The following is a 15,568-nucleotide window of genomic DNA, read 5'->3' on the forward strand; positions in this document are numbered from 1 at the left end:
ATGTTACAACTCATTTTAGGTGGTGCTCGCTCAGGTAAGAGTCGCTTGGCTGAACAAACGGCGAAAGAACAAGGTGTCACTGTTGTATATGTTGCGACTGCACAAGCATTAGACCAAGAAATGCAGCAACGGATTAAGCATCATCAACAACAACGCCCTGATGATTGGCAATTGTGTGAAGAACCTATTTTTCTTGCGGATCAACTGTTGCAATTAGATCAAGATAATCAAGTGATCTTGGTGGATTGTTTGACCTTATGGCTCACCAATTTATTGTTATCCGATAATGCCGAATTACAACAGCAGCAAACAGCCAAATTTTTAAACCTATTACCCCAACTCAAATCACACATTATTTTAGTGAGTAACGAAACTGGATTGGGTGTCGTTCCTATGGGTGAAATTAGCCGTCGATTTGTGGATGAGGCAGGACGTTTACATCAAGCTTTAGGGCTGTTGGCAAATAAAGTGGTGTTCTGTGTAGCAGGTTTTCCAATGATTTTAAAAGATGAGAAAGAACATGACTGAACAAGTAACTTGGTACTTAGAACCGATTCAACAACCTGATTTAGATGCAAGACAGCAAGCAGAACAACGTCAACTGCAATTAACCAAACCAACGGGTGCGTTGGGTGATTTAGAAACAACGGCAATTCAACTCGCAAGTTTGCAGGGTACAGTTCACCCTAAAATTCAACAGCCTTGGATCACGATTTTTGCAGGTGATCATGGTGTCGTGGAAGAAAATATCTCGGCTTACCCACAAGCAGTTACGCGTCAAATGCTACAAAATTTTGCTTCAGGTGGTGCCGCGATTAGTGTGATTGCCAAACACCATCAAGCACATTTACAAGTTGTTGATTGTGGTACTGTGGGTGATGCCTATGATTATGTGGGTGTTGAGCGTCATTGTATTCGAGCTGGTACAGCTAATTTTGCACAACAAACAGCCATGACTGAGCAAGAATGCCTTGCCGCGCTTGAATTGGGTAAAAATAGTGCTGATCTCGCAAAAGCGCAGGGAAGCGATATTTTTGTTGCAGGTGAAATGGGCATTGGGAATACCTGTTCAGCTTCAGCACTTGCCTGTTTGTTACTGAATGAATCAGCGCAGCAGCTTACAGGCTTAGGCACTGGAATCAATATTGAACAATTACAACATAAAATTAAAGTCATTGATCAAGCGGTCAAGCTCCATAGACCTCATGTTGTGAATGATGCTTTAAAAATCCTAGCGGCTGTTGGTGGCTTAGAAATAGCAGCCATGACAGGGGCTTATTTACGTTGTGCGCAAATTGGTTTGCCGATTGTAGTAGATGGCTTTATCAGTTCAGTTGCAGCTTTATGTGCGATGCGTATTCAACCACAGAGTCGTGAATGGATGTTCTTTGGACATCAATCAGCAGAATATGGTCATCAACGTATCTTAAAAGAACTTGCAGCACAGCCAATCCTCAAAATGAATTTACGTTTAGGGGAAGGCAGTGGTGCTGGTGCAGCATTATCTATGATCCAACTTGCTTGTGTATTGCATAATCAAATGGCAACTTTTGCGGAAGCGGCAGTAACAGGTGATAAAGTTGCAGATTGATTTACTGCGACATGGTGAAACGACTTTAAGCCATACACTACGTGGGCACTTGGATGATGATTTGACTGAACAGGGTTGGTTGCAAATGCAATCAACCATTCAGCAGTACATGACTACTCCAGTGGATTGGGATGTGATTATCAGTTCACCTTTGCGGCGCTGTCGTTGCCTTGCAGAGCATTTGGCAAATCAACTCGGATTGTCAATGCTGGTCAATGAGCATATCAAAGAAATGTATTTTGGTGATTGGGAAGGTATTTCAACCCAAGTAATTTATGAAGCTGAACCAGAGCAATTAGCAAACTTTTGGCAATTTCCTACACAATATCATGCGCCGAATGGTGAGTCTCTGATTCAATTCCAACAGCGAGTCATGTGTGGGTTTGATGAAATTTACGAGCAAATGCAACGACAGGATTGGAATAAGGCTTTGGTCGTCACGCATGGTGGCGTCATCAAATTACTGACCTGTTTAGCACAACAACAAAACCTAGATGATTTATTAAAAATGCCTGCCGAATTAGGCGAGTTATATTCATTTTCCTTATCAAAATATCACGAGCAAATGCAGTTCGAAATTCTATAACTTTTGAGATTGAATCAGAAAATGATGTGATTATTGACTAAAAGTTAAATAATTCTTTAAAGGGAAATGTTCATTGCTCAATGTAACTGAACTGTCATTACTGTTTCCTATGATACATAGCATGTATAATCAAATCGACCATTCTATGAATATTTTATTTAAAAGCAGTATGTTATGTGCAAGTATATTATTAGCAGCATGTAATAACAATGATCAACAATCACAGCCTAGCTCTGAACAAAATACCTCATCAAAATATTATCAAACCAAAACACCATATCAACCTCAACAAGACCTTAAAAAATACGAAGCGATTCCACAAGGTTTTAAACCTGTTTTTACTGAGTTAGTGGCGCGTCATGGCTCAAGAGGATTATCGAGTATTAAATACGACTTGGCACTTTATAATTTATGGAAACAAGCCAAGGCTGAGAATGCTTTAACGCCTTTAGGTGAAAAATTAGGTGCCGATTTAGAAAGTATGATGAAAGCCAATATCCTGCTTGGTTATGGGGTGGACGGAATCCGTCAGTATGGATATGGCAATGAAACGATGCTTGGTATTCAAGAACATCGAGGTATCGCAGACCGTCTTTTACAGCGTCTACCCGAACTATTTAAAACAGCAGCGTCACAACCTGAATCAATCTTAGTTCAAAGCTCAGGTGTAGATCGTGCGGTTGACAGTGCCAAGTTCTTTACTGCTGAATTGATTCAACAGCAACCCCAATTGAAGAATCAAGTTACACCTGTTTCATATACCAGTTTAACCAGTACGAGTATCCCATCTATTGAGGATGGCGGTGTAGATCGTTTTAAACTTTATTTCCATAGCTTGAATAAAGATCAAGATTTAGCTAAGCCATTATCAACTCAGCAACAAGCAATTTATGATGCTAGCCAAGCTTATCAGCAGTTTGAAGAAGAAAATGCCGATTTAGCCAATAAACTCAAAGAAATTGAAAAAGATACTCGTGCAGAACAAGTTGCGCTGAGTGTGCTTAACCCAATTTTTAAGCCTGAATTTATCAAAAAATTAGGTACAACGGGCTATACCTTTAGTAATAGCGGCACTTATACCGTGATATCGCCAAAAGGTGAAACCATTACAGAAAAAGGTAAAGGGAAAAATACCATTGCAAGTGCTGTGGACGCAGCAGCTTATCTTTATGAATTGTATTCAATTTCTGGTGGTATGCAGCTTGAATTAAAAGATGTAAATTTTGATCAATATATGCCTGTAGATGCAGCAAAATTCTATGCTGAATTTAACGATGCAAATGATTTTTATGAGAAAGGGCCTAGCTTTCAAGAATCAAATGCTGTCACCAGTAACATTGCTCAAGGTCTAAAACAAGATTTGTTTAAGCAAGTGGATGCAATTGTCGATAAACAGCAGTCCCACCGTGCTGTGTTACGCTTCGCACATGCAGAAATCATTATTCCACTGGCGACCAGTTTGGAGTTACATGACATGATGCAGCCTTTACCTTTACGTCAAACGTATAACTACAGCAATAGTACGTGGAGAGGTGAAGTGGTATCGCCAATGGCTGCGAATTTACAGTGGGATATTTACCAAAATGCTCAAGGCACAACTTTGGTAAAAATGCTCTACAATGAAAAAGAGACCTTGTTTAAATCATCATGTAAATATGCACAATATAGTACCAACAGTTTCTATTATGATTATTTGAAGCTCAAACAATGTTATCAAACTCAATAATCTAGTTGATTCATCATTTTAATTTGGGAATAGGGTTCTATTCCCATTTTTGTTTCTTCATAATTTGTAAATCATCAATATTGTTTGACTGAGATTTCTTGCATGACAGCTTTTTGGATTGCTTTGCAATTTTTAACGGTTTTGCCCATTGAATTAAAAACAATGCCAAGTGCAAAGCAAAATGGTCAAGCGATTTTGTTTTATCCATTTGTAGGTTTGTTGATCGGACTCATTCTGTTTGCTGTGTCTCTGATTTTAGTCAAGCTGCCAATTTTATTGATTGCCAGTATCATTTTAGTGTTATGGATATGGCTCACAGGTGGGCTTCACCTTGATGGTTTAGCCGATACAGCTGATGCTTGGGTCGGTGGTTTTGGTGATCCTGAACGTACACTCAAAATTATGAAAGATCCAAGCTGCGGTCCAATCGGTGTACTGAGTCTTGTTGTGGTTTGTTTACTCAAGTTTGCTGCGCTGTATGTGCTGCTTGAGCAGCACCTCAATGCGTTTTTGATTTTAGTTCCAATGCTTGGGCGTAGTGTTCCATTATTTCTATTTTTAACCACAGCTTACGTTCGTGATAAAGGGCTAGGACGATCAATTACTGATTTTATTCCAAAGAAACTTACATGGGTTGTTTTTGTCATTACAATTTCATTACTTTGTATGTTTAAATGGTTGGGCTTGGTGACTTTTATCTGCTTTATTGCTGTATTGTTTTATTTAAGAGCCTTGTTTATCAAAAGAATTGGTGGAATTACTGGTGATACTGTTGGTGCTGCAATTGAGTTGATTGAGACAGGCTTAATGCTAAGTTTTGTGGTAGCCTCATTTTATATTTGATGGGTTTAATTCTAAAAAATTGATCCTCCTTAAATTAAGAAGGATCAACACAGAACTTAAGAGGCTTTTCGGGCTGCTAATCTACAACCTAAGATCACCAATAAAGCAATGAGTCCAGCAATACTGCCTAATAAGATATCTCTGGATGTTTTATCTAGTGGTAGCCATGTCCATTTATGTAGATATGCAAAACTAAAACCTTCTAAAGCATCTTGTTGAGTGACTTGCGCTGCAATCACACCGCTACTTGGCTCAATATACAGCCTAAGTTGATCACTTAAATTACTTTCAACTTTAACCACGGGTAAACGTTTGTTGATAAAACCATATTCACCACTAAAACTGGTGACCCAAGAGCTTTGAGTAAAGTGACCCACTGGTAAATGTAAATAGTCGGCAGCCAACTGCTTACTTTGCTCAAGCGTATTTAATTTTGTAGCGGTATTCGCATCAATCAATTCAATTGCAGGGGCAGCGCTTTTAGCATGATTATGATGATCATGTTCTTTGGCTGCGGTCATGCTGCCTTGTAGCTGTGGTTTGCCTGTCAATTGAATCATCCAACCTGCTTGAGCGTGATCTTGAGCAAAGGAGATCGGTACAAGGTTAAGGCGTTGTATTGGCTGTTGAACAGCCGTTTTCCATGCGACAGCACTTAAATCCTGTGTATAAAACATCGGCTGAATGTTCACAATCTCAGATTTTTTATGCCAAACATGATAGAAACCACTGAATACCCATAGCAAGATAAATACACTTAAACTGATGCCTAAATAGCGATGTAAAAAGCGAATCGGCTTGTGAGCTAAACGATAGTTCTGGCGATTACGAATCCTAAAAAACAATCCAATGCCCATACAGGTAAGAACTAAAATGCCAATTAAGGCAATTTGCATCAGTATACTTTGTCCTGTCCACGGTTGATCGCCCCAAGTCCATGTATGACCTAAACGAAATATTTTCGCCATCCACATTTTTTGATCATTCGATAGCGTGGCTAATCGAGATTGTGATGGATCAACATAAGCCCTTAAACCATTGTCAAAACTTACACGCCAAACAGGCAATAGACGATTCACACTTGGATAATCATCGCTAAATTTCGTAACTAATTCAGTCGAAACGATCTGTTGTTTGGCTAAACCTGTATACCAAATTGCAAGACGTTTTGCATCTTGTTGCTCTGCATCCTCAATAAGTTGACCCGATTGACTATCAAAATATTCAGCAACATTTTGAGTTGGCTTTAAAACTCGGTAAGCTACAAGCTCAGGTTGTAACTGAATGGCTTGTAATGCGGAAAATGCTGTAATTTGATGCTGTTGCAATACTTGAGGTGCAGACAAAGCATTTTTTAAGTTGAGTTGCTGAGATGGTGGCATTCGTTTGACGGGTTGAGGTTGTGTTGCACTCATGATTGGATGCAACACACCTGTTAAAGACCACATCAAAACCAGAATGCCGAGCACCATCCCCAAGCGACGATGTAATTTCAATCGCTTTGTGAGTTGGCTGGCATTCATTGTTTATTTCCCAAAATGATAACGTAAACCTAATAAATATGTTCGTGGTGCGGCTGGGGTATAGCTTGCTTGGTTATTGCTATATGACGTGCTCTCAGCATAATGCACGTCTGCGGCATTGATGATTTGCCCATAGACTTCATAAGCATTTTTACGATAATTGGCACGTAAATTTAGAATGGTATGCCCATCATATTTTTCGGTATTGGCATCATTGATCCAGTAAGAGCCAACATAAATACCTTCAGCCGACAGCAATAATGCTGGGATAGGTTTGATTTGATACTCAATCGTGCCAAAACTTTTTGGTGAGCTTGGCATCGTATTGTCACTATAGTTGAGCGTAGATGAAGGTTGAAATTCTTTATATTCGTGTTTGGCGATACTTCCAGAAACTTTCAGGCGTTGATCATATCGTTCACTCAGTTTCCAAGTTCCACCAATCTCAATGCCTTGATGTAAAGTTTTTCCTGCATTTCGTGGTTCACGAGTATTATCAGGTTTTGTATAACTTAGAACTTCATCCTTACCTTGTAAACGATACAAGGTAATTTCACCATCCAGTCGATCATCTAAAACTTTGAAACGTAAACCTGCATCAATATTATTAAATGTTGCTTCTTTTAAATTTGGTGTGACGAGATTTGCACCATATAAACTACTGACCTCTGGTGGCACAAAACCTTGTGACCAGTTGCTATACAGATCTAATTCAGGCGTGATATTCCATACAAAACCAAGTTGAGGGCTTGCTTTATGAAAACTGCGCTTTTCATCTGGCGCACCTGTAACTTTTGATGGAACAAGTTTGTTATCAAATTTATAACTGATCCAATCATAGCGAGCGCCACCGACTAGATTTAGGTTGGGCAAAGCTTGCCAATTTGCTTGTGTATAGAATGCTTGGTTATTTACATCCACTTTGAAATCGCGTAATAACTGACGTTGTTTGTAACCTGTATAAACAAGCGTATTTGGATCACGAAAGACTTCAATATCATTGGTTTGAGCTTGGTTTGGAGAATGATCTGTCATCGCTCCAACGATTAATTTTACCTGATCAAAGCTAATCGAATGTTGTAAATTTAAACCATAAGATTGAAAAGTATTATAGGTGGTTTGCCCACTATATGTACCTGTAGGTTTTTTATCTTTTACATCCGTACGAATGTTATAACTTGGATTTTGATCGGTTGTATTATCGCGATAATAGACAGTCAATTGACTTTGTTGTTGATCATCCCATTGATGGTTAATTTGTGATGAAAGGCGAGTCGAATCTACTTCTCGATATGTAAATGTTTGATAACTATAACCTGGACGTTTGCTAAAATCTTCAGCATTAAGGCTGCCCGTCATATCGGTTTTTAAATGGTTATAGCTGAAAATATTTTTGATTTGAGTGGCATCTGATATACGCCAATCATGTCTTAAGGTCACACTTTGCTTATTACTTTCAGCATGATCTTGCCAGCTATTACCACGATCACTGGCATAGGCAGACAGTCTTAAACCATGTTCACCGTACTCAGTATCAAACGTATTTGATGCACCTAAGTCTAAACGGCGATAACCTTCAGAGCTTGCACTCGCACCCAAATCAGCTGTTGGGGTTAAACTCGGCGCTTTGGTGAGGAAATTAATCGTGCCACCAATTGCATTACTTCCATACAAGCTACTTGCCGGACCACGCAAAATTTCAATGCTATCAATTCCAGCTAAATTTACTTCATATAAAGCATTGTGGTTAAACACACCGACTGGACGGATCGAAATACCATCTTCTAAATATTGATAAACAGCAGAAGTCGTGATGGGTTGACGAATCGACATCATGTGTTGTTCGTTACCCAAATCATTCATCAAAACACCAGGCGTCTGATTGACCAACTGACCAATAAAAGTGGCATGTTTATTTTCAATGTCTTGACTGGTAATTTTGCTAATTGCAGCAGGGGTATTATTAATGGATTCGCCTTCACGACTTGCTGTTACCACGATTGTATCTAGCGTTTTAGTCTGGATCTTGGGATGATGTTTCAGCTAAAGCCATAGAGCTATAGGTAATCGATAGACATGCAGCCGTTAATACTGACAAACGAAATTGAGTATTCATATTTAACTCTATAAAAAGCAATAAACGAGGCTGTACCGCAGTGATTCACTGGATACGAAATGTTAAAAAAGCATTTTATAGAGCGAGAGGAGGAGCTTGCTTAATCGGGAAAATATAGAAGATACGTGGAATACGCAGATCTTCTGACCATGTATAACATAGGCATCGTACACGACTAAACCAAGCCAGTACAAAGATTAAAATAAATGCAATTAAAGGAATAATTGCAACAGCATCTAAACCATGTGTACATAAAGGACAATGCTTCATGATTTGACTAGCAAGGGCAAAAACCTCTTTTGCATAATCACTGAGTTGATCATGTTGAGTCGGTTGTGAATGCTGTTGGTGATGCATTTCATGCATGGCATGATGGTGACTTGAATGAGATTCAGACAACATCAAACTATTTTTAATATCTGTGACTTGGCAATGTGTAGGCATTGCATAGAGTGCAGGTACGACGCCAGTATGTACCATCGTTGGTAAGAAGATATGCCAGAGTAAACAAAGCAAAGTAATCGCACCGAGCGAGGCGCGCCACTTTAGCAAGTGTTGACGAAAACTGGACTTCATATCAGCGATACGTCGTAGGGGAAATGTGGCAGCAGTATAATTAAAAAAATGTTACGGTTCAAAACAAATTAGATACGTTGTGCAAAATACGTGGCGAGATTTATGCATTACCCATCGTAATTTTCAATCTTTATGGTATTAATGAAAACAAATGTTTAAGACTTTGCAAGGCATTTTCAACCAACTGTTCTTCATCAATAGTTTCAGGTAATACAATCACCTGATGAATCAATAAAGATGCCATACCATGAATGTGTGACCAACTTGATAAAGCTGTTATTCGCACCATCTTTGAATGAATTTCTTGATCAAGAATTTGAGCAATAGTTTGTTTTAGAACCTGAAATGCTTGTTCTCTCGCACGTTCTAACTCAGGCGTTAAAGTCGCTTGTGTGATCTCGGAGCCAAACATTAGTTGATACATTGTAGGATTGCGTTTAGCAAAACGAAAATAAGCCAAGCTAACTTCTTTTAAAATTGTTGTTGCTGTACTTTCAGCTAAAGCTTGATTTAAAACAAATTCTAATTCCGAGAATCCTGTTGCAGCCAATCGGCTTAAAAGCTCATCTTTATTCGCAAAGTGATAATAGACGGCTGTTGCACTTACACCTAACTGTTCTGCTATTGCTCTGATCGAAATTTTAGTAGGCCCAACTTCTTCAAGCATGCGTTTGGCTTGAATCAACAATTGTGGTTCAAGATTACCGACATGATAGGTCTCACGTGGTTTAGCTGCATTTCTTGGCATGTAAAAAATTATAAATTTGAATGATGTCTTTATCTTAGCATATCAAGTTAATCTTTTTGATGTTAAGTATCTTTACAGTGTAAAGATTAAAACATACACTGTACTTGTTCTATTTTCACTCAACAAAAGGAAAAGTAGCATGGAGAAGTGCTATGAGTGCTTTCATGTCACAGTACATGAGGGTGTAGCTCATTTACAACTTTCACGACCACATAAAGCCAATAGTCTCAATCTATCATTTTGGAAAGAGTTTCCAAAAGCAATCCAACAACTGAATCATTCAGGTCTCGTGCGTGCCATGATCATTTCAGCAGAAGGTGAGATCTTCTGTGGAGGGTTAGACTTACAGATGTTTGCTGAGCGTCCAGAATTTCATGCTCAAAATGCATTAGATCGAGAAACCATCCTGTTGAGCCTGACCGAAATGCAACAAGCATTGAGTTGTTTAGAAACTTTGCGTTTCCCTGTGATTGCAGCAATACACGGCGCTTGTATTGGTGCAGGCTTAGACTTAATTGCTGCCTGCGATTTTAGTTTTGCAAGTATGCAGGCACAATTCAGAATTGAAGAAATCAATGCTGGCATGATGGCAGATGTTGGGGTATTACAACGATTGCCGAAAATTATCCCAGACAATATTGCGCGATATTATGCATTTACAGGAGAAACATTAACGGTTACTGAAGCTTATCGTCTCGGTTTAGTGGTTAAAGTGCTGGAAAATAAAGAACAACTCTTACAGCATGCATTTAAAATTGCACAAAAAATTGCGAGTAAACCACCCATTGCCATACACGGCAGCAAACGAAGTCTCGTCTATGCACGTGATCATAGTGTCTCGGAGGCACTAGAGCATACGACTTTGCTACAAGCAGCGATTCTAAATGGTAGCGATATTCAGCAGTCGATTCAGGCACGAATGAGTAAATCAATTGCTCAGTTTGATAATTTACATGAGTTTAGTTTTTAATTTTTTTATTCATATCTTACTAGTGTTAAGATGAGGTGAAGCATGTCAAATTATGATGTGGTGGTAATCGGTTCAGGCAATGCGGGTTTAACGGCGGCTGTGACTGCTCAGCGAATGGGCAAGAAAACGTTGTTGGTAGAAAAACATAATATTCCAGGAGGATGTGCAACTTCATTTGTACGTGGTGATTTTGAGTTTGAAGTTGCATTGCATCAATTAAGCGGTCTTGGTACCGAAGATAAACCTTTTATTATGCGCCAGATTTTCAATGAATTGGGTGTGATGGATAAAGTTCAATTTGTACAAGAAAAAGAGCTTTACCGTTTAGTAATTCCAAATGAGCTAGATATTACTTTACCTGCAAGCTGGTCAGGTATTCGTAAGGTATTACATGAACAATTTCCGCAAGAAATAAGCAATATCGACCACTTTATGCAGATTTGTGAACATTTAACGATGGAGAGTTTTAAAACAGTTCCACATGCGCAAAGGTTACAAGATCAAGCATTCTTAGAGGCACATTGTCCATATTTTATGAAATATGGTTTTAGAACACTATCCGATGTTGTGAATGAAATTTTTCAAGATCAGAAATTAATTTCTGTGGTGATTGCGTATTGGTATTACACAGGTGCAGCACCAAACCGTATGTTATTTAGCGATTTAGCTGTCATGTTATATGCCTATGCTGTTTTTAAGCCGTGGCATATCAAAGGTGGATCACAGGCTATGTCCAATGCTTTACTAGAATCTTTCTTGGAAGCAGGAGGTGAAGCCCGATTTAACTGTGGCGTAGAGAAAATTTTGACTCAGGATGGGAAAGTTTCTGCTGTCCGTTTGGAAGATGGAAGTATTCACTCATGTCACGCAGTGATTTCTAATGCTAGCCCAATTTTAACCTTCAATGAACTATTAGATATTGAAGCGCCAGAAAAAATCAAACTAGACTTCAAATCAAGACGCATGGGCACTTCAGCATTTGTGATTTATTTAGGGTTAGACCGTACACCTGAGCAATTAGGTATTCACGTACCTTCGATGTTTATTTCCAGAACCACAGATTGGGAAAAAGTTTACGATGTGATGGAAACTTTTCATAGCCCAATTAGTGGCATGTTGACCTGTTACAACGTGGATGATGCGGATGCTGCACCTACAGGCAAAAGTCAGGTAGTTTTAGTCTGCCTACAATATGCAGATGTTTGGAATAATGTCGCACCAGAACAATATGCCAAAGTGAAATATGAATTTGCAGATCAATTGATTGACTTGATTGAATCAACAGTTTGCCCAGAAATTCGTACCCACATCGAAGAGTTAGAAGTTGCAACACCACTAACCATGATGCGTTATTTAAATAGTCCAGGCGGTGCGATTTATGGTTTTAATCAAAATTCGACCGACTCAGCCTTGATTCGTGATCGTTTAAATATGGTTGAGGGGCTTTATTTTGCAGGTTCATGGACATCAATGGGCGGATTTCAACCGACTTATACCGCAGGCGTATCCACAGCAAGAGCTGTCGTTAAAACATTACAAAAACAGGAGTTAGAACATGTCTGAGATCAATGTATTTAATGCAGTTTCTGGCTTCCATGAAACCCTAGCATTTAAACAACAATTAGAGCAAACAGGAACTGATTTTTCAGAGCGTCATGGGCAAGTAAAAACTCTGATTGATCAACTACACCCGAAACGACTTCAGCTTCAGGTAAAAGATATCTTGACTGAAACAGCAACGACCAAAACCATTCGTTTCGTTGCAACTTCAACCAAACAATTACCTGCCTTTCAAGCAGGTCAATATATCAATCTATTTGTGAACATTGATGGTGTAAATACAGCCCGACCTTATGCAATTGCATCCATGCCCTTAGAGTTAGATTTTTACGATATTACAGTGAAGAAAGCAGATGGAGGATTTGTTTCACATTATCTCGTTGATCAACTACAAGTAGGTCAAATCATTGAAAGCAGTGGCCCAATGGGTAATTTTTATCATAATCCACTTTTTCATGGGCATGAATTGGTTTTCCTTGCGGGTGGTTCAGGTAGTGTGCCTGCTAGAAGTATGCTACGCGATATATTGACCAAAAATTTAACGTATGATTTCCACTTGATCTATGTCAATAGCTTTGAAGATGATGTGATTTATGCCAATGAGTTACGTCAACTCACAAAGGAATTTCCGAATTTCAAACTTACGGAGTTTGTTACTCGCCCAAGTGATCTTTATCAGGGAACAAGGGGACGTTTAAGCCTAGAGCGGTTGCAAAGTCTACTTGGGGAAAGTCGACAACAAATGTTTTATATTTGTGGGCCAACGCCATTTAATGAAAACTGCCTAAAGCTGTTAACAGAAATCGGTATTCCTAAACGTCGAATTCGAATTGAAGCGAATGGTGCACCCAAACATCCAGAAACTCAATTAGGTTGGCCACAAAGCACTTCCTTAGATCAGATTGTGACGATTACCGTCAAAGGTAAAGGGCACTATCAATCTAGAGTAGGCGAACCATTATTGAATAGTTTGGAGCGAAACGGTTTTTTTGTTGAAAATGCATGTCGTTCTGGAGAATGTAGTTTGTGTCGAGTCAAATTATTGTCAGGTAAGGTATTTAACCCACAAGAGGCTCATCTGCGTAAATCAGAACAACAATTTGGTTGGATTTATAGTTGTGTGGCTTTCCCAGTTACAGATATAGAAGTACAGATTTAATATTTTAGACACTAAAATTAAAAACAGGCTCATAAGAGCCTGTTTTACATCTATTTAAAGATTAACGATTTGGCAAAACATCTTTTAATGCTTCATGCATTTCTAATAATGCTCTTTCTGTTGTATCCCAATCGATACAACCGTCAGTCACAGATTGACCGTATACCAAATCACATAGGTTTTCAGGAATATCCTGACGACCGCCTTTGAGATGACTCTCAACCATGATACCTACGATAGATTTATTACCATCAAGAATTTGTTCTGTGATGTTTTTGAGAACCAATGGTTGTAAGTATGGGTCTTTGTTTGAGTTCGCATGACTGGTATCAATCATGATTTTGTTACTTACTTTTGCTTTAGCTAAAGCAGCCTCTGCATCAGCAACTGATGAAGCGTCATAGTTTGGTTTGCCATTACCACCACGTAAAACAACGTGTGCATACGGATTACCATTGGTATTAATAATTGCAACCTGACCATTTTCATTTAAGCCAAGGAAGCTATGACCATGTTTAACTGATTGCATTGCGTTGGTTGCAACTGTTAAACCACCATCAGTACCATTTTTGAAACCGACAGGTGATGATAAGCCCGAAGACATTTCACGGTGTGTTTGGCTTTCTGTGGTACGTGCACCAATCGCAGACCAAGAAATTAAGTCTTGATAATATTGTGGAGAATTTGGATCAAGTGCTTCGGTTGCACAAGGCAAACCTTTTTCATTTAATTCAAGTAAAAGTCCGCGACCAATATGTAGACCTTTCTCAATATTGAAAGAATCATTCATGTCTGGATCGTTGATTAAACCTTTCCAACCTACGGTCGTACGTGGTTTTTCAAAATAAACACGCATCACAAGGTACAAAGTATCTTTCACTTTTTCACTTAATTCTTTTAAGCGATCGGCATATTCATTTGCAGCTTTAACATCATGGATTGAACAAGGCCCAATCACCACAAACAAGCGTTTGTCATTGCCGTCTAAAATATTACGTACAGTTGCACGTCCTTGTAACACAGTTTGAGATGCAGTCTCAGATAAAGGTAAATCAGCTTTCAGTTCCGCAGGGGTAATTAGAGTTTGAATGCTTTTAATATTAACGTCATCGATATCTGGCTGAGAAACTGGATTTGACTGTAGAGTATTCATTGCTGTCACAAATTCAATCGAAAGAAGAGGTTATTTTGTCTACGAATATAGCATGAAAAGCCGATTGATTAACTATCGATTCGCAAAATTGCGCAAAAACAATCGGCTTTTTTAGAATTAAACCATCGTTGATGAATGGTTTACTTGTTGAACGACAGCAACTTTATGCGTTTCAACTGGTTTCGGTTTTGCTTTTATTGGGTTCACCATAAAGTTAATGCCAAGTGCAAATAATGTAATACCTAGAATTCGGCGAATTAATCGTTCTGGCATATGTGAGCTAATTAAAGTTCCAACAATAATTGCAGGAATCGAACCCACAAGTAACCACATCAATAAGCTGAAGTCGACATTCCCAGCAGACATGTGGCTTAAACCAGCGACTGCGGTTAATAATACAGCATGCACCACATCTGAACCAATGATACGAATCATCGGTAAATTTGGAAACATAATCACGAGTGCCATAATACCGAATGCACCAGCGCCGACAGAGGATAGAGTGACTAAAACCCCCAAAACGATACCCATGATGACGATATATAAGCGTTTATGTTGAAGTGCATGTTGTTCGCTTTCCATATTCGCTTGTTCACGATTACGAAAACGATCAAAGAACTTTTCAATTTGACTGCGAAATACGATTGAGATACCAGTCAATGTCAACATAAAGCCCAACACCATGGTTAGTACAGCTTTATAGTGTGTTGATTGACTTAGATAATGTTCGAGTATCCAAGACGTGGTAAAAGATGCAGGAATACTTCCTAAAGCAAGCCAAAGAACAATTGGCCATACAATATTCAGTTTTTTTGCATGTACAACAGAACCACAAAATTTAGAAATAGAGGCATATAATAGGTCTGTACCAATGGCAATATGAGGCTCAATTTTGAATAAACTAATCAAAATAGGGGTCATGAGTGAACCACCGCCAACACCTGTAATACCTACACAGAAGCCAACCAAAACCCCAGCTAAAATAAATTCCATCGGACCGAACATCGACAATATGCC

General features: G+C 38.9%; 13 protein-coding genes and 1 pseudogene. 8 read left to right on the forward strand and 6 right to left on the reverse strand.

Translation table 11 applies throughout. The features are described 5' to 3' along the window. From cobU to MMP60_RS11430, 5 genes are all read left to right on the forward strand, one after another. Positions 1–528: a bifunctional adenosylcobinamide kinase/adenosylcobinamide-phosphate guanylyltransferase gene (gene cobU, locus MMP60_RS11410; protein ID WP_241336369.1), complete on the forward strand. Its 528-nt coding sequence runs from the start codon at positions 1–3 to the stop codon at positions 526–528. Continuing rightward, positions 521–1,591: a nicotinate-nucleotide--dimethylbenzimidazole phosphoribosyltransferase gene (gene cobT, locus MMP60_RS11415; protein WP_241336370.1), complete on the forward strand. Its 1,071-nt coding sequence runs from the start codon at positions 521–523 to the stop codon at positions 1,589–1,591. Before cobU ends, cobT begins: the two co-directional genes overlap by 8 nt. Further along, positions 1,581–2,177, forward strand: a complete 597-nt coding sequence (locus tag MMP60_RS11420) for a histidine phosphatase family protein (protein ID WP_241336371.1) — start codon at positions 1,581–1,583, stop codon at positions 2,175–2,177. Before cobT ends, MMP60_RS11420 begins: the two co-directional genes overlap by 11 nt. A 145-nt stretch (positions 2,178–2,322) precedes the next feature. Then, positions 2,323–3,903 carry a histidine-type phosphatase gene (locus tag MMP60_RS11425; protein WP_241336408.1) on the forward strand — a complete coding sequence of 527 codons (1,581 nt, stop codon included), beginning with the start codon at positions 2,323–2,325 and terminating at the stop codon, positions 3,901–3,903. A 102-nt stretch (positions 3,904–4,005) separates the two neighbouring features. After that, positions 4,006–4,746 carry an adenosylcobinamide-GDP ribazoletransferase gene (locus MMP60_RS11430; RefSeq protein WP_241336372.1) on the forward strand — a complete coding sequence of 247 codons (741 nt, stop codon included), beginning with the start codon at positions 4,006–4,008 and terminating at the stop codon, positions 4,744–4,746. A 56-nt stretch (positions 4,747–4,802) separates the two neighbouring features. Here the strand turns inward: MMP60_RS11430 and MMP60_RS11435 are convergent, their stop codons facing one another. From MMP60_RS11435 to MMP60_RS11450, 4 genes and pseudogenes are all read right to left on the reverse strand, one after another. Next, a complete protein-coding gene (locus MMP60_RS11435) occupies positions 4,803–6,269 on the reverse strand; it encodes a PepSY domain-containing protein (protein WP_241336373.1) in 1,467 nt (488 codons plus the stop codon). Between the two features lie 3 nt (positions 6,270–6,272). Further along, positions 6,273–8,385, reverse strand: a pseudogene (locus MMP60_RS11440) (TonB-dependent receptor). 75 nt (positions 8,386–8,460) lie between these two features. Further along, a complete protein-coding gene (locus MMP60_RS11445) occupies positions 8,461–8,961 on the reverse strand; it encodes a hypothetical protein (protein WP_241336374.1) in 501 nt (166 codons plus the stop codon). A 130-nt stretch (positions 8,962–9,091) separates the two neighbouring features. Continuing rightward, positions 9,092–9,709 carry a TetR/AcrR family transcriptional regulator gene (locus tag MMP60_RS11450; protein ID WP_087548374.1) on the reverse strand — a complete coding sequence of 206 codons (618 nt, stop codon included), beginning with the start codon at positions 9,707–9,709 and terminating at the stop codon, positions 9,092–9,094. A 139-nt stretch (positions 9,710–9,848) separates the two neighbouring features. On the opposite strand from MMP60_RS11450, the gene MMP60_RS11455 reads away from it, so the two are divergent. The 3 genes from MMP60_RS11455 to MMP60_RS11465 are packed head-to-tail and all read left to right on the forward strand — an operon-like array spanning position 9,849 to position 13,398. Further along, positions 9,849–10,679 carry an enoyl-CoA hydratase-related protein gene (locus MMP60_RS11455; protein ID WP_241336375.1) on the forward strand — a complete coding sequence of 277 codons (831 nt, stop codon included), beginning with the start codon at positions 9,849–9,851 and terminating at the stop codon, positions 10,677–10,679. Between the two features lie 42 nt (positions 10,680–10,721). Further along, entirely contained in the window at positions 10,722–12,242 is a 1,521-nt protein-coding gene (locus MMP60_RS11460; protein WP_241336376.1) for an NAD(P)/FAD-dependent oxidoreductase, read from the forward strand. Then, positions 12,235–13,398, forward strand: a complete 1,164-nt coding sequence (locus MMP60_RS11465) for an FAD-binding oxidoreductase (RefSeq protein ID WP_241336377.1) — start codon at positions 12,235–12,237, stop codon at positions 13,396–13,398. The genes MMP60_RS11460 and MMP60_RS11465 overlap by 8 nt, the downstream gene beginning before the upstream one ends. A 61-nt stretch (positions 13,399–13,459) precedes the next feature. Here the strand turns inward: MMP60_RS11465 and MMP60_RS11470 are convergent, their stop codons facing one another. Both MMP60_RS11470 and MMP60_RS11475 read right to left on the reverse strand, forming a co-directional pair. After that, positions 13,460–14,551 (reverse strand): 3-deoxy-7-phosphoheptulonate synthase, encoded by a 1,092-nt coding sequence (locus MMP60_RS11470; RefSeq protein ID WP_241336378.1) that lies wholly within the window; start codon positions 14,549–14,551, stop codon positions 13,460–13,462. A gap of 117 nt (positions 14,552–14,668) precedes the next feature. After that, the gene (locus MMP60_RS11475) at positions 14,669–15,556 is read right to left on the reverse strand and encodes a sulfite exporter TauE/SafE family protein (protein WP_241336379.1); all 888 of its coding nucleotides are present in this window, start codon (positions 15,554–15,556) and stop codon (positions 14,669–14,671) included. Between the last annotated feature and the right edge of the window lie 12 nt (positions 15,557–15,568).

Source organism: Acinetobacter sp. ANC 4805 (genome assembly GCF_022549495.1).
Taxonomy (GTDB): Bacteria; Pseudomonadota; Gammaproteobacteria; order Pseudomonadales; family Moraxellaceae; genus Acinetobacter.